Raw genomic sequence first — 14,639 nt, forward strand, 5'->3', positions numbered from 1 at the left:
ATGGCTGGCGGCATTCCGCGTTCGGGTACGGGTCAGAGCAATGGCAATATCATTGCGCTGCTCAGCCTGAACATCCTGCTGCTGGCCTTTTTCATCCTGCTGAACTCCCTGTCCAGCTTCGAGGAGGAGCGCCGCGACGCCGTCATGGACAGCGTGCGCCAGGCGTTCCAGGGACTGGTCCCGGCCGATCGCAACGTGCAGGCCACGCCGGCCGCCGCCGATATCTTCGAAGGCGCACAGGAGGCCGTCGATTCGCTGAGCCAGCTGTTCGGCGACGGACTGCCGCTGGTCGAAAGCCGCGACGCCGCCGGCCGCTGGATCCTGCAGGTCGACATGCCGGTCGCCGATCTCTTTGCCGATGACAGCAACGACCTGCTCCCCGACGGTGCCGAGACCCTGCGGTTGATCGCCAGCGTGATGGCCGATCCACGTTTCGCCAGAGCCGGCTTTGAGGTCGACGTGTTCTACGGGTTGCGCGGCAGCGCCAGCGGTGTCGACGGCAATCGGGAGGCGATGGCGCGAGCCGGTGCGCTGGTGCGCGCGCTGGAGCGCGAGGGGATGCCCCCGGCCAGCCTATCCGCCGGTCTGTTGCCGGCTTTTCCCGGACAGGTCCGCTTCCACTTCACCATCCAGGTGGACGCGCCGCCGTCAGCGGGGACCGGCAATGGCGGCTGACAACACCGACGCCTTCAAGACGGGCACCCCCAATACGGGCGACCCCAAAACCGGCGACGCCAAGACGGGTGGCGGCAAAAAGGACGGCAGGGACAGCAGTGCCCGCGCTGCCGGGGCCGGCGCCGCGTGGCAGATGGTGTCTCCCGCGGTGCTGGTCTATCGCGGCGACGGCCGCGACCGCTCGCAGGATTGGCTCCTCACCTTCACCGACCTGTCGGCGCTGATGCTGACGTTCTTCGTGCTGCTGTTCTCGATGTCGACCATCAAGACCACCGAATGGCAGAACCTCGTCGACGCGCTGAACCCCAACCTGCAGAGCGTGCAGGAAATCGTCGTCGCCCTGCCGCAGGCCCCGAAGGCCGCCGAGGCGGTGGAGCGGGCGCCGGGAACCGATCTCGGCTACCTGGCGGCGGTGCTGAAGGAACAGGTGGAAGCCGACGCCCAGCTGAACCAGGTGCGGGTGACGCATGACGGCGAGCGGCTGGTGATCTCGGTGCCCGGCGATCTGCTGTTCGCACCGGGCTCGATCGAGCTGGGTGAAGCCGGCGGCAAGGCGGCCTTTGCCCTGGGCGGTGTGCTGCGCAACCTGCGCAACGTGATCGAGATCGCCGGCCACGCCGACCCGCAGCAGATCGGCGCCGGCTATGCCTCCAACTGGGAACTGTCGCTCGCCCGCGCGGCCGTCCTCTCCGGCATGCTGAGCGAGGTCGGCTACCGCGGTGAGATCCTGGTGCGCGGTTACGGCGCAGCCCGGTATGGCGAGGTCGACCCGACGCTGCCCGACGAGGCGCGCATGGCGCGGGCGCGGCGCGTCGACATCATCGTCCACGCTTACGCCGCGGAGGCGCGCTGATGCCCCGCAACCTAATGCCCCACCAGCTGTTGCCCCGCCTGCTGATCGCCCTGCTGCTGCTGTGCGGCGTCGCCGCGCCGCTGGCCGCCGCCGATCCGGTATCGGTGGGCGTGCGCGGCGGCCTGCATGACGGCTACGGCCGCATCGTGTTCGACTGGCCGCGCGCGGTGGACTACGAGGCGCGCGTCGACGGCGCCGCCCTGACCGTCCGCTTCGGCGAGGCGGCGGCTTTCGACGGCGTGCTGCTGCGCGACGGGCTTGAGGGCTACACGGCGGCGGCCGAGGTCGCAGCGGACGGCCGCAGCCTCACCCTGCCGCTCAGCGGCGCGGTCACCTTGAAGGACTTCCGCCTCGGCTCCAAGATCGTGATCGATCTGCAGGCTGTCCCGCAGCCCGCCCCGCAGGACGCTTCGACGGCAGAGGAAAAGCCGGCTGCCGAGGCTGCCGAGCGCGTCACCGTGCGCGGCGGTCGCCATGCGGACTTCAGCCGCCTGGTGTTCGACTGGTCGGCGCCGGTCGGCGAAATTCTGGAGGAGGCGCCGGGCCGCGCGCGCCTGGTCTTCGACCGCCCCGCCGCCTTCGATCTCTCCGGCGTGCGGGTCGACCGCCTGCCGCAGATCGCCGCGATCAGCGCCGGTCCGGACAGCGTGACCATCGATTTCCCCGCGGGCAACCGCCTGCGTCTCGACCACGCGGGCCCCAAGGTTGTGCTCGACGTCCTGGCGCCGGAGCCGGCCGTGCCGGCCGCGCCCGCGGTGGCCGCGAAAGAGACACCGAAGGCCGCGGCGGTGGAGGACCTCTCGCCGCGCCCCGCGGCGCCCGAAACCGCCGATGCGCCTGTGGCGCCGAAGGCCGAGCCGGCGCCCGCTGCCGAGTTGACGGCTCCGGCGGCGGCCCCGACAGCGGCCCCTGAAGCGCCCCCGGCAGCGGTCCCGACCCCGCTGGTGCCCAAGGCTATGGGCGGCACCGCCGCCGCCGAGCCGGAACAGGCCCCGAAACAACAGGCCGTGCAGGTCGCGGACAAGCCGGCGCCGACGGCACCGGTCGTCATCGCCGATGCCGAACGCGGCGAGCTCGCCATCGCCACCGAGCCGATGCCCGACTTCCTGATCTCGCAGGCGCAGGGACCGCGGGCCGAGGGCTTCGTGCCGGTCAAGTTGACCTTCTCCTGGCAACAGCCGACGGCGGCGGCGGCCTTCCGCCGCGGCGATCATCTCTGGCTGGTGTTCGACCGTCCGGCGCCGCCCGATCTGGTGAACCGCATCGCCGCCAGCGCGCCGCACCTCGGCGACGTGCGGTTGCTGGAGGAGGGCGGCGCGACCATCCTGCTCATTCTCACCCAGCCGACGGTGGCCCCGCGGCTCAGCCGCGACGGCACCAGCTGGAGCGTCGACCTGCGGCCGCGCAGTCCGCTGCCGGAGCGCGCGCTGGCCGCACCGGTGGTCGAGAATCCCGAAGAGGAGGCGGCGCGCGGGGCGCGCGTGCGCTATCCGGTGGTCGGCACCGGCCGCATGCTGTGGGTGACCGATCCCGATGCGGGCGACCGCCTGGTGGTGGTGCCGGTGCGCGGCTCGGGCATGGGCTTGACGCTGCCCTACGGCTTTCCCCAGTTCCGCAGCCTGCCGACCCACCAGGGCATCGTGCTGCAGCCGCTGACCGCCGGCATCGAGGTGGCCACCGTGCGCAACGGCGTGCTGGTGCGCGACCGCGACGGCCTGCTGGTGTCGAAGGCGGCGGAACGGCGCAGCAGCCAGCGCGCCGCCGATCCTGCGGTCAATACACCGGGCCTCTTCGACCTCGAGGCCTGGCGCCGCGGCGGCATCGATACCTATCAGGACAACCGCAAGGCCCTGCTGGCCGCCATGGCGAACCTCGATAAGACGCGCCTCGGCCTTGCGCGGCTCGACCTCGCGCGCTTCTACTTCGCCCACGGTCTCGACAGCGAGACGCTCGGCTCCGTCCAGGTGATCGAGGACGATCATCCGCGCCTTGCCCAGGACCCGGAGGTGGTGCTGATGAAAGCCGCCAGCCAGGTGATGATCGAGGACTACCGCGGTGCCGCCGTCACCCTGGCGCAGCCGGCACTGGCCGGCGAGCGCGAGGCGCTGCTGTGGCAGGCCGCCCTGGCTGCCCACGCGGAGGACTGGCCCGCCGCGGCCACCGGCTTCGCCGCCACCGTCGACCTCATCGAGCCCTATGCCCGCAACGTCCGCCTGCCGCTCGGACTCGCCGCGGCGGAGGCCTTCATCCGGGCCGGCGACGTGGAAGCCGGGACGCTGCAGATCGCTGCTCTGCTGCGCGAGCCTCTCGACGACCGCGAACTGGCGCAGGTGAAGGTCGTGCAGGGCATGCTGCAGCTGGCCAAGGGCGAACCCGACGAGGCGCGCCGGCTGTGGAGCGAGGCGCGCGACAGCGCGCACCGGTCGTCCCAGGCGCGTGCCCGCCTGGCGCTGATCGAGCTGGGCATGGACGAAGGCACCCTCTCCGCCGAGGCTGCCATCGATGAATTGGAGCGCCTGCGCTTTGCCTGGCGCGGCGACCTCTTCGAGTTCACCCTGCTGCGCAAGGTTGCCGATCTCTACGTCGGTTTGAACCGCCACCGCGACGCGCTCTATGCCCTGCGCGAGGCGGTGATGAGCTTCCCCGACGGCCCGGCGGCGCGCGATTCGGCGCAGCGCATGCGCGAGATCTTTGCCGGGATCTACCAGGGCCCCGGCGATCCCGACGTGCCGCCGTTGCGTGCGCTGGCGCTGTATCAGGAATTCATGGAGCTGACCCCGAGCGGCCCCGAGGGCGACAAGATGATCGCCGGTCTCGCCGACCGCCTGGTCGAGGTCGACCTGCTGGACCGGGCCGCCGAACTGCTGGAAGGCCAGGTGCGCTACCGGCTGGATGGTGCCGAGAAGGCACGCATCGGCGCGCGCCTTGCCCTCGTGCATCTGCTCGACCGCGATCCCGCCGCCGGACTGGAAGCACTCGACATCAGCGAGGTCGAGGGCCTCGAGGGTCCGGTCGTCGCGCAGCGCCGCCAGCTGCGCGCCCGCGCGTTCTCCGACCTCGACCGCGCCGGCGAGGCGCTGGCGGTCCTGGAAGGCGACGACAGCCTGGAAGCCGAGCAACTGCGCGCCGACATCCACTGGCAGGAGCGCGAGTGGCCGCAGGCGGTCGTTTCCCTTGCCAAGCTGGTTCCCCTGCTGCCGCCGCGCCGCCCGCTGGCGGAGGAGGAAAGTCAACTCGTCGTCAACCTGGCGGTCGCTCTCATGCTGGCCGACGAGAAGGTCGAGCTGGAAGACCTCGACCGCCGCTACGGTGCCGCCATGGCCAAGGGGCCGCATGCCGACACCTTCAACCTGCTGGTCGGCGACGGTGAGAAGGTCGTGGTCGGCTCCATCGCCGACGAGCTGGGCAAGGTCGCGGCGGCGCAGGACTTCATGGCCAACTACCGCCAGCGCCTCGCCGAGGGCAACCTCAGCCAGGTCAACTAGCGCCTTTCAGGTCCTGAGCTTCGCCTGCCGGCGCAGGACATAGCCGCTGCGCATATCCCACCCCGCATGAATCAGCACGGCGGCCAGCACGACGGCCCCGCCCAGGAAGCTGGCCGCCGGCGGCAGCTCGGCCAGCAGCCACCAGGCGAGCAGCGCGGCGAAGGGCGTCTCGGCACAGCCGAGCAGGCCGGACTCGGCGGCCGGGATGCGCCGGGTGCCTTCGGTCCACAGCACCACCGCGACGGCAAAGGCCAGGCCGAACAGCACCAGCAGCAGCGCGTCATGGCGCGAGACCGCGAGCGGATCGACGACCAACCAGCCGGCGGCGAAGAGCTGCAGTCCGGCCGCGCCACCCGCCAGCACCACCGGCGTGTCGGCGAACTTGCGGATCAGCACCATGTAGAGCGCGCTGCCGAAGGTCATGGCCAGGGCGAGGGCGTCGCCGGTGAGGCTGCCGACCTGCAGGCCGCCGCTGAAGATGACGGCGATGCCGAGGCAGGAGACGAGGGCCGCGGCCAGGGTGCGCTGGCGGACCCGCTCGCGCATCACCAGCCAGCCCAGCGCGGCGGCCAGGAATGGGGCCGTGGCATAGATCAGCGCGACGTTGGCGACATAGGTCTGCTTGAAGGCGGCGATGAAGGCGATGCTGGAGAGGCTGCCGACGGTGGCCAGCAGCCAACCTCGCCAGCCGAGCCGAAAGCGCTGGGACAGCGGCTTGCGGCGGCCGAGCCAGCCGGCGTAGGCGGCGATCAGCAGACCGCCGACCAGGCCGCGCCAGGTGAGGATGGTCCAGGTATCCGCCGCGATCGCCTTGGTGAGGATGCCGGCCAGGCTGAAAGCCAGCGTGGAGAGAATCACCAGGACGATGCCCAGCAGATGTCCCTCCGCACGGCCGGGAAGGGTGTTCAAGGTCTTGCGCTCCGCTGCGGGAATAAAGCGCAAGCCTACGCGCCCGCTCCTGACAGCTCTATGTCAGCAGCGACCGGGCGGCTGTCGGAAACCGGCCGACGCCGCTACAGGAACGGCGCCGGCTCCGGCACCGGCTCGCGGGCCAGCGCGATCGCCTCGGCCAGGGTGAAGGCACCGCCGAACAGTGCGCGGCTGGTGATGGCGCCGGAGATGTTCTGCAGCAGCAACAGCACCGAGATGTCCTGCAGCGACTTCACCACGCCGCTGGCGATGACCGGCGTCTTGACCGCCGCCGCCAGCTCCGTGGTGTGCGAGAGGCTGCTTTCCGGCTCGTCGTCGTCGCGATCGATGTCGGTGTAGATGATGGCGGCGAGCGGCACATCCTCGAATTCGCGGGCAAAGTCGACCGGCGTGAAGATCGTCGCCTCGCGCCAGCCTTCGACCACGACCTTGCCGCCGCGCGCGTCGATGGAGACCACCACCTGCCCCGGGTAGGCGGTCGCCGCCTCCCGCACCAGGTGAGGATACTTCACCGCCGCGGTGGCGATGACCACGCGGCCGGCACCGGCCTCGATCCACTGATGGACGCGCTCCATGGAGCGGATGGCGCCGCCGACCTGCACCGGGCAACCGGCCTTGCGGATGATTTCCTCAATGACGGCGGCGTTGTCGCCGTCGTTGAAGACGGCGTCCAGGTCGACCACGTGCAGCCATTCGGCACCTTGCTTGGCGAAGTCGCGGGCCGCTTTCACGGGGTCGACGTCGTAGACGACGGGCGCGTCCGCGCGGCCGCGCCGCAGGTTCACGCAGTGGCCCTTCTGCAGTTCGATGTCTGGATAGATGATCATGGCAATCTCCCGGTCGTTTCCGAGTGCGCCTGGGCGCATTGTGGAAGCGTCGGGGCCTGCTGGGAAGGAGAATCGACGGGGTCTGGTCCTAGGGCGGCTTATGCCGGCGCTGTCGGACCGACCTGATCGAGCAGGGCCGCGCGGAAGCCGCGCGCCGCCGGCCCCGGGGGCGCGTCGGTGGGGCCGGCGGTCTCCGGCGTTCTCGCGGCCGCATTCGGCTGGTCCTCGGTCGCCTTCTTTATCGCCGCGCTGGCAAGGGTGGCCCTGGTCCTGCGCGCCACCCTGTGGAGGCGGTTGTGAGGTGACGGTGAAGGAGTGGACTCTCCAAGTTAATCGGTAAAATGATAGCGAATTGATTATAAAAAGGGGGCCGGATGTCGTTGAAGCTGGTGTGGGCTTGCCTGACCCAGGTTCCCGCTGTGCTGCTCTTGGCAGGCTGTGGGAGCGTCGCCGACCGGAACCCGCTCCCCCAGGTCGATGACCAACTGGCGGAAATTCCGGGCCTTCCGCCGGATGCCCGCTTCTGGGGGGATCAGGCACCGGCGTTGCTGCTGGAGCGCTTGCGGACCTGGTCGCCGGCGCAGTTACAGGCTCTGGTGCCGAGCTGGTACGGAAAGCGGGCGAACTTCCTGGCCGTATCCGGCGGCGGCGCGGACGGCGCCTTCGGGGCTGGCTTGATGAACGGCTGGACGGCCTCCGGCACCCGGCCTGAATTCCAGATCGTCACCGGGGTCAGCACGGGCGCGCTGTCGGCGCCTTTCATCTTTCTTGGGCCCGACTACGACGACGAACTCAAAGAGGTCTACACGACGAACGCGACCGAAGATCTGGTGGACATGCGCGCCTGGACGGTCATTGCGACCGGGGATGCCGCCTTCGGCAATGGCAAGCTGCGTGGCGTGATCGAGCACTACGTCGACGACGAGATGATCCGCAGGCTGTCCGAGGAGTACCGGATCGGGCGGCGCCTGTTCGTGGGCACGACCAACCTGGATGCCGGACGGCCGGTGGCCTGGAACATCACCTCGATCGCCGCCAGCGATTTTCCGGAAAAGAGAGCGCTCATCGTCGATATTCTGCTGGCCTCGGCGTCGATCCCGGGCGCTTTTCCCCCCGTGCTCATCGAGGTGGAGGTCGCGGGGACCACCTATGACGAGCTTCACGTGGATGGCGGTGCGGTGTCGCAGGTCTTCGTCTATCCGAGCACCCTGGATTTTGCCCGCGTGCTGGAGCGCGCCGAGATCACGGAACCCTTCAACATCTACGTGATCCGCAATTCCAAGCTGAAACCGACATGGAAGCCTGTGGAGGCGGGCATCTTCACGGTCACCGCGACGTCGATCTCATCGCTGATCCGCACCCAGGGCCTCGGTGACCTCAGCTCCATCTACCTGCTGACGCAGCGTGACGGCGGCAACTTCCGGCTCACCTTCGTGCCGGACGACTTCGCTGTCGAACCCCAAGAGATGTTCGATCCGCACTATATGAACGCGCTTTATCAGCTGGGCTACGACATGGCGCGAGAAGGCATCGACTGGTGGGAGCAGCCGCCGGCCACGCTGATCGTCGAGGACAAGTAGGCGGACTCCGGGTCCGCCTGGCTAGCCGTAGCTCTGCACCAGGCTGCCGGCGACCATGTACCAGCCGTCGACCAGAACGAAGAAGATCAGCTTGAAGGGCAGGGAGATCATCACCGGCGGCAGCATCATCATGCCCATGGACATGAGGATCGAGGCCACCACCATGTCGATGATGAGGAACGGCAGGAACAGCAGGAAGCCGATCTCGAAGGCGCGGCGCAGTTCGCTGATCATGAAGGCGGGGATCAGCGCGCGCATCGGCGTCGCCTCCGGCCCCTCGACCTCACTGGTGTTGGTGAGGTCCATGAACAGGCGCAGGTCGTTCTCGCGCACGTGGCGCAGCATGAAGGTCCGCACCGGCTGCTGGGCGCGGTCGAAGGCCTCGAACTCGGTGATGTCCTCGTTGATCAGCGGCGCTAGGGCCTCGTCATAGACCGCCTCCAGGGTCGGCATCATGACGAAGGCGGTGAGGAAGAGGGCGAGGCTGATGATCACCGAGTTGGGTGGCGTCTGCTGCAGGCCCATGGCCGTGCGCAGGAACGACAGCACCACGACGATGCGGGTGAAGGACGTCATCATCACCAGGATCGACGGCGCCAGGCTGAGGACGGTGATGAGGGCGATCAGCTGGACGATGCGCCCGGTGGTGGTGCCCACGGTTTCGGCGCCGAGGTCGAAGGTCAGCGCCTGGGCCAGCGCGTCGCCCGGCAGCAGCAGCGCCAGCGCGAGCAGGCCGGGCAGGGCCGCGAAGAGGCCGAGGCGCGGTCGCGGCATCATGACGGCTGCCTCCGCAGCTTGGCGATCATGCGATTGACGAGGTTGTCCGGTGCCGTTGCGGTGCCGGGCGGCGCCGGGACGGCATCCGCCTGCCTGTTCTCGCGGGCGGGGATGCCGCTTTCGATCAGCAGGTCGCCGCTCGCCCCCAGCAGCACCAGGTGCTCGCGGTCGTCGCGGCGCAGCAGGACCAGCTTGCGCTTGGCATCGAGCGGGCGCACCTCGACGAGGGCAAGGCGCCGCTCGCTGCCGGCGCTCGGCGCGACGGTCAGCCGTCCGCCGAAGCCGGAGCGGCGCACAAGCGCCGCCAGGCCGGCGATCAGGACCAGGACGAAGCCCAGCGCCACGAAGAACCGAAGATACTCGGCGAAATCCATCAAACGTCCCCAATCGCCCCATTCATGCCCGGGAGTCTCTCCGCGGACCGCGCGTCAGGCATCCTATGGCTTGTCGGTCTGGGGGGCGGCGTAGGCGTTCAGCGCCTTGCGCCGGTCGCTGGCCGCGCTCAACAGCTGGGCCAGTTCGCCCAGGCCGGCGCGCAGGTTCTCGCCCAACTGGTTCACCTCCTCCAGCAGGCCGAAGAGGCGCGGGCGTAGGCTGGAGGCTTCCTCGGCCGGCAGCGTCTCGATGCTGCGGCACAGCCACTTCACGTCCTGCTCGATCGGTGTAAGGTCGACGATGGTGCCGCGCGACAGCCCCTGGCGCGCCTTGCGCAGGCGCGCCGCGAGGGATTGCATCTCCGATTCCAGGGCAGCGGTGTTACTCACGGTCTCAACTCCTCATTCTCATCTTCGGCTGGCCGCGCGGACTGTGCCCGGGCATCGGTGCTGTATAGGTAGCGCAGGATCTCCGCGACCCCGGCGAGGGCGGCCAGCGGGATCTCGCTGTCGACCTCGACCGCGGCCAGGATCTCCGCCAGATCGCTGTCGGTGCGCACCTTGACGCCGCGCTCGAAGGCGATCTGCAGGATCTGCTCGGCGACCGCGCCGCGCCCGCTGGCGACCACCCGCGGCGCGCCGCGCCCGGCCTGCCCCTGGGCGGAGCCGGCGATCGCTTCCGCGGTCACGTTCTCCAGGGCGATGGCCAGGCTGCGTTCGGGCTTCTGTCCGGGCCGGGGCTTTTCGGTCACCAAAGGTCTACTTTCGCGCGATCCCTGCAGGACCCGGCACGCGTCGGCGCCAGGCGACCCGACGGGCAATCCTTCGGGTCCACCCCAATGGTGACCGATCATGCTTAACGAATGGTTAGAGAAAGCGGCGCCGGCGGCGGCGGACGCTAAAAAAACGCCTGCGATCAGAGGCGATTAGGGAAGGGCTGTGCGGACGCCGGAGGGGTTAAGCCCGGGTTAAGTGCCGGTATCCTTCTTGGGGTCGCCGGCGGGCATGCCGGGGCCCTTGAGGGCCTCCGCCAGGGCGTCGTCGTCGCCCACCGCGGCGGCGCGGTTCTCTTCCTGGATGCGCTCGAAAATCTCCCGCCGCAGCACCGTCGCATCGCTCGGGAAGGTGAACCCGAGCTTGATGGACTTGCCGCGGATGTCGACCACGGTCACTTCGATGTTGTCATTAATGATGACAGACTCGCCAATTTTGCGCGTCAGATACAGCATCTGCCCTCTTGGCTCCCCCCAGACCCGCGGACCGCCAGCCTCCAGGCCCCCGGACCTTGGTTAATATACACAATTTAGCCCGTTTTACGGATTCTTAACAAGGCAACCGTGATCATGGAGTCTAGAGGCTCCCGAAAGCCGGGGGAACCCGGGCCTTTCAACGCGCCGTCGATGCAGCAACCAGGAACGTTATGGACGCCAAGCCCGGAATCTTCAGCCTGCTCGGCAAAAGGATGGACTGGCTGGGCCAGCGCCAGCAGGTGCTGGCGCAGAACATCGCCAATGCCGACACGCCGGACTACGTGCCGCACGACCTGAAGCCGCAGGAGTTCCGCCGCATGGTCGAGCGCAGCTTCGCGCCGAACCTGAAGCCGGTGGCGACCCAGGGCGGGCATATCCAGAGCTCCAGCCTGAAGGCGGACGACCGCGGCGTCGAAGACAAGAACCCTTACGAGATCGCCCCCTCGGGCAACGCCGTCGTGGTGGAGGAGCAGCTGGTCAAGGTGACGCAGACGCAGAACGACTACAACGCCATCACCAACCTCTACAAGAAGCAGGTCGCCATGTTCAAGATGGCCCTGCGCGGGCGCCAGTAAGGCCTCACGCGGAATAGGACAACGAGACGATGGACCTCGATAAGTCACTGAACATCTCCGCCGCTGGCATGCGCGCCCAGGGCACGCGGCTGCGCGTCATCTCGGAGAACATCGCCAACGCCAACTCGACGGCGCAGACGCCGGGCGGCGAACCCTACCGGCGCAAGCTGGTGACCTTCGAGAACGAGCTCGACCGCTCGCTGGGCGTGGAGACGGTGCGCGTCGATTCCATCGTCGCCGACCGCGGCGCCTTCCAGCGCCGCTACGAGCCCGGCCACCCGGCCGCCGACGAGGACGGCTACGTGCTGACCCCGAACGTGAATTCGCTGATGGAGATGGCGGATCTGCGCGAGGCGCAGCGCAGCTACGAGGCCAACCTGAAGGTCATCGAGTCGTCGCGCTCCATGCTGCAGAAGACCATAGATATCCTGCGCTAAGGCGCAGGCGACATCCTGCGTTAAGGCGCAGGGAAAACCCGTTTCGCGGCGCCAGGACGGCGCCGCCGACCCGCCAGGACGGCCGCCTTAGGCGCTCCTAGAGAGCGTCCGACGGAGAGAGCCATATGAGCATCAATATCACCGGGGCCGTTGCGGCCTATGACCGTATGCTGCGCCAGGGCGGTTCCTCTGGCATGGAGGCCCGCGACAGCGGCGGCGGCGACTTTTCCGCCATGCTGCGCCGTGCCGCCGAACGCGCCGCCGACACCATGCTGGAAGGCGAGAGCCAGACCATCCAGGCCGCTGCCGGCACCGCCGACCTCACCCAGGTGGTAATGGCGGTGTCCAAGGCCGAGATGACCCTGGAGACCGTGGTCACCCTGCGCGACAAGGTGGTGGCGGCCTACCAGGACATCCTGCGCATGCCGATCTGATGACCCGCGGCGATTGGGGATACGGGCCGCTGCGGGCGACCGGGATCGGTAGCGTGCAAAGGGGAATGCGGTGAACGGCACGGAAGCCATCGAGATCGGCCGCGAGACGATCTGGATCATGCTGAAGATCGGCGCGCCGGTCATGCTGCTGGCGCTTGCCGTCGGCCTCGCCATCGCGCTGTTCCAGGCGCTCACCTCGATTCAGGAAATGACTTTGACCTTCGTGCCGAAGATCATCGTCATCTTCTTCGGCGTCATGCTGATGCTGCCGTTCATGCTCAGCAGCCTGACGACCTTCTCCCAGGGACTCTTCGACCGCATGATCGCCCTCGGTTAGCGCCATGCTGGCCGAGCTGCTCCCTCAACAGGCATTCTCCTTGCTGCTGGTTTTCGTGCGGCTCGGCGCCGCGCTGATGCTGATGCCCGGCTTCGGCGAGGCCTACATCTCGCCGCGCATCCGCCTGCTGATTGCGCTGACCGTCAGCGTGGTGGTGCTGCCGATCCTGCCGCCGGTGCTGCCGGCGCTGCCCGACAGCGCCATGGCGCTGTTCCTGCTTATCTTCGGCGAGGTCTTCGTCGGCTTCTTTCTCGGCTCCGTGTCGCGCATCTTGATGGCCGCGCTCTCCATCGGCGGCATGATGATCGCGATGGTGACCGGCCTTGCCAACGCGCTCACCAACGATCCCACGGCGGCCCAGCAGGGCTCCATCGCCGGCTCCTTCCTTTCCATGATGGCGCTGCTCATCATCATCACCCTGGATCTGCACCACGTGCTGCTGCGCGGCGTGATCGAGAGCTACCAGATCTTCGTGCCGGGCCAGCCGCTCCTGGTCGGCGACTTCTCCGAGATGGTCACCCGGGTGGTCTCCAAGACCTTCCTGCTCGGCTTTCAGATCGCGTCGCCCTTCGTCGCCGTGGCGCTGATCTTCAACCTCGGGCTCGGCCTGCTGTCGCGCCTGATGCCGCAGATGCAGGTCTTCTTCATCGCCATTCCGCTGCAGATCGTCGTCGGCTTGGGCATCCTGATGATCGCCCTGCCGGCGTTGCTGGCCTGGTTCATCGCCGGCTTCGAGGAAGTCATGCTGCCCTTCGCCGGGCTGCGCTGAGGCGGGGAGAGGTCCAGCATGGCCGGCGAAGACGACGACTCACAAAAAACAGAAGACCCGACAAGCAAACGCCTGTCCGACGCCCGCGAGAAGGGCCAGGTCCCGCGCTCCCAGGAAGTCTCGCACTGGTTCATGATCCTGGCCATGGCGCTGGTGGTCGGCATCTTCTCACCGTCGCTCTCGGCCGACATCGGCGGGGTGCTGCGCCCCTTCCTGGAGCAGCCGCACCTCATGTCGCTGGAGGGCAACGCCATGCGCGACCTCCTCGGCCTCACGGTGTTCGCCGTTCTGAAGGTGTCGCTGATCCCCCTGGCGATCATCCTGGCGGCGGGGCTGGCCGCCGGCACGATCCAGAACGGCATCATCGTCACCACCGAGCAGATCCGCCCCAAGCTCTCGAAGATCTCGTTCAAGAGCGGCTTCAAGAAGATGTTCTCGACCCGCGCGCTGGCCGACTTCCTGAAGGGCATGCTGAAGCTCGCCGTCGTCGGCGCCGTGGTCATGATGATCGTCTGGCCGGACCGCGACAGCCTGCAGATGATTCCCACCATGGCGGTGGAGGACATGCTGGCCATGGTGCGCGACGAAGCGGTCAAGGTGATCATCGGCGTGCTGGCGGTGATGACCCTCATCACGCTGGCCGACGTCATGTATCAGCGCTACATGCACATGAAAGAGCTGCGCATGACCAAGCAGCAGATCAAGGACGAGCACAAGCAGTCCGAGGGCGATCCGTTGATCAAGGGCCGGCTGCGCCAGATCCGGGTGGAGCGCGCAAGGAAGCGCATGATGGCGGCGGTACCCGAGGCCGACGTGGTGATCACCAACCCGACCCACTATGCCATCGCCCTGAAGTACGACCAGCGCACCATGGAGGCGCCCCGCGTGGTCGCCAAGGGCGTCGACAACATCGCCTTGCGCATCCGCGAGATCGCCGAGGAGCATGGCGTGGCCGTCGTCGAGAACCCGCCGGTCGCCCGCGCGCTGCATGCCGCCGTGGAGATCGACCAGGAGATCCCGCCGGAGCACTACAAGGCGGTCGCCGAGATCATCGGCTACGTCATGCGCCTGAAGAAGGGCCTGCCGGCGCGCCGTCCGCGCTAGGCCTGGTGCATGCGGCCATTCACTAACGTCGTGCACTGCTGTCGTCCCGTGGAGAGGGCAATGGATCCCGGCATCAAGTGCCGGGATGACAGCCTTCAGGAGGCAGGGTGCGGGCAATTCAGCCCGCGACAGATGCCGCTCAGCACCGATATGTCTTGGCCCCTTGGTTAATCTTGGTTAACCATTTGCCGCTACTTTGCGAATCGGAAAGCGGCACCAAGAGGGACCGGGG

At 68.2% G+C, this 14,639-nt stretch carries 17 protein-coding genes; 10 read left to right on the forward strand and 7 right to left on the reverse strand.

The features are described 5' to 3' along the window. The 3 genes from WDC82_RS17355 to WDC82_RS17365 are packed head-to-tail and all read left to right on the forward strand — an operon-like array spanning position 1 to position 5,013. Positions 1 to 675 (forward strand): flagellar motor protein MotB, encoded by a 675-nt coding sequence (locus tag WDC82_RS17355; RefSeq protein ID WP_340118631.1) that lies wholly within the window; start codon positions 1 to 3, stop codon positions 673 to 675. Then, positions 665 to 1,528 (forward strand): flagellar motor protein MotB, encoded by an 864-nt coding sequence (locus WDC82_RS17360; RefSeq protein ID WP_340118632.1) that lies wholly within the window; start codon positions 665 to 667, stop codon positions 1,526 to 1,528. The genes WDC82_RS17355 and WDC82_RS17360 overlap by 11 nt, the downstream gene beginning before the upstream one ends. Continuing rightward, a complete protein-coding gene (locus WDC82_RS17365; RefSeq protein ID WP_340118633.1) occupies positions 1,528 to 5,013 on the forward strand; it encodes a tetratricopeptide repeat protein in 3,486 nt (1,161 codons plus the stop codon). Before WDC82_RS17360 ends, WDC82_RS17365 begins: the two co-directional genes overlap by 1 nt. A gap of 6 nt (positions 5,014 to 5,019) precedes the next feature. Here the strand turns inward: WDC82_RS17365 and WDC82_RS17370 are convergent, their stop codons facing one another. After that, entirely contained in the window at positions 5,020 to 5,922 is a 903-nt protein-coding gene (locus WDC82_RS17370; RefSeq protein ID WP_340118634.1) for a DMT family transporter, read from the reverse strand. A gap of 104 nt (positions 5,923 to 6,026) precedes the next feature. Further along, a complete protein-coding gene (locus tag WDC82_RS17375; RefSeq protein ID WP_340118635.1) occupies positions 6,027 to 6,770 on the reverse strand; it encodes a 1-(5-phosphoribosyl)-5-[(5-phosphoribosylamino)methylideneamino] imidazole-4-carboxamide isomerase in 744 nt (247 codons plus the stop codon). A 374-nt stretch (positions 6,771 to 7,144) separates the two neighbouring features. Here WDC82_RS17375 and WDC82_RS17380 point away from each other — a divergent pair, with 374 nt between their 5' ends. Continuing rightward, on the forward strand, positions 7,145 to 8,350 hold the full coding sequence (locus tag WDC82_RS17380; RefSeq protein WP_340118636.1) for a patatin-like phospholipase family protein: 1,206 nt from the start codon (positions 7,145 to 7,147) through the stop codon (positions 8,348 to 8,350). A 21-nt stretch (positions 8,351 to 8,371) separates the two neighbouring features. On the opposite strand, the gene fliP is transcribed toward WDC82_RS17380, so the two are convergent. The 5 genes from fliP to csrA form a co-directional block, all read right to left on the reverse strand. Continuing rightward, the gene (fliP, locus tag WDC82_RS17385) at positions 8,372 to 9,127 is read right to left on the reverse strand and encodes a flagellar type III secretion system pore protein FliP (RefSeq protein ID WP_340118637.1); all 756 of its coding nucleotides are present in this window, start codon (positions 9,125 to 9,127) and stop codon (positions 8,372 to 8,374) included. After that, positions 9,124 to 9,501, reverse strand: a complete 378-nt coding sequence (locus WDC82_RS17390; RefSeq protein WP_340118638.1) for a flagellar biosynthetic protein FliO — start codon at positions 9,499 to 9,501, stop codon at positions 9,124 to 9,126. The genes fliP and WDC82_RS17390 overlap by 4 nt, the downstream gene beginning before the upstream one ends. Positions 9,502 to 9,564: 63 nt before the next feature. Beyond that, positions 9,565 to 9,891, reverse strand: coding sequence for a hypothetical protein (locus tag WDC82_RS17395; RefSeq protein WP_340118639.1), 327 nt, complete (start codon positions 9,889 to 9,891; stop codon positions 9,565 to 9,567). Then, the gene (locus WDC82_RS17400) at positions 9,888 to 10,253 is read right to left on the reverse strand and encodes an EscU/YscU/HrcU family type III secretion system export apparatus switch protein (protein WP_340118640.1); all 366 of its coding nucleotides are present in this window, start codon (positions 10,251 to 10,253) and stop codon (positions 9,888 to 9,890) included. The genes WDC82_RS17395 and WDC82_RS17400 overlap by 4 nt, the downstream gene beginning before the upstream one ends. A gap of 216 nt (positions 10,254 to 10,469) precedes the next feature. Next, the gene (gene csrA, locus WDC82_RS17405) at positions 10,470 to 10,730 is read right to left on the reverse strand and encodes a carbon storage regulator CsrA (RefSeq protein WP_340118641.1); all 261 of its coding nucleotides are present in this window, start codon (positions 10,728 to 10,730) and stop codon (positions 10,470 to 10,472) included. A gap of 191 nt (positions 10,731 to 10,921) precedes the next feature. Here csrA and flgB point away from each other — a divergent pair, with 191 nt between their 5' ends. The 6 genes from flgB to flhB all read left to right on the forward strand — a co-directional run bounded on the left by flgB (position 10,922) and on the right by flhB (position 14,407). After that, the gene (flgB, locus tag WDC82_RS17410; RefSeq protein ID WP_340118642.1) at positions 10,922 to 11,326 is read left to right on the forward strand and encodes a flagellar basal body rod protein FlgB; all 405 of its coding nucleotides are present in this window, start codon (positions 10,922 to 10,924) and stop codon (positions 11,324 to 11,326) included. A 29-nt stretch (positions 11,327 to 11,355) separates the two neighbouring features. After that, positions 11,356 to 11,763 carry a flagellar basal body rod protein FlgC gene (gene flgC, locus WDC82_RS17415; protein WP_340118643.1) on the forward strand — a complete coding sequence of 136 codons (408 nt, stop codon included), beginning with the start codon at positions 11,356 to 11,358 and terminating at the stop codon, positions 11,761 to 11,763. 125 nt (positions 11,764 to 11,888) lie between these two features. Beyond that, on the forward strand, positions 11,889 to 12,197 hold the full coding sequence (gene fliE, locus WDC82_RS17420; protein WP_340118644.1) for a flagellar hook-basal body complex protein FliE: 309 nt from the start codon (positions 11,889 to 11,891) through the stop codon (positions 12,195 to 12,197). 70 nt (positions 12,198 to 12,267) lie between these two features. Next, positions 12,268 to 12,534, forward strand: a complete 267-nt coding sequence (fliQ, locus tag WDC82_RS17425) for a flagellar biosynthesis protein FliQ (RefSeq protein ID WP_340118645.1) — start codon at positions 12,268 to 12,270, stop codon at positions 12,532 to 12,534. 40 nt (positions 12,535 to 12,574) lie between these two features. Continuing rightward, positions 12,575 to 13,303, forward strand: coding sequence for a flagellar biosynthetic protein FliR (gene fliR, locus WDC82_RS17430; protein ID WP_340118646.1), 729 nt, complete (start codon positions 12,575 to 12,577; stop codon positions 13,301 to 13,303). Positions 13,304 to 13,321: 18 nt separating this feature from the next. Beyond that, a complete protein-coding gene (gene flhB, locus WDC82_RS17435) occupies positions 13,322 to 14,407 on the forward strand; it encodes a flagellar biosynthesis protein FlhB (RefSeq protein WP_340118647.1) in 1,086 nt (361 codons plus the stop codon). Positions 14,408 to 14,639: the final 232 nt, after the last annotated feature.

The sequence above is a fragment of the Pelagibius sp. 7325 genome (assembly GCF_037652055.1).
Lineage (GTDB): Bacteria > Pseudomonadota > Alphaproteobacteria > Kiloniellales > Kiloniellaceae > Pelagibius.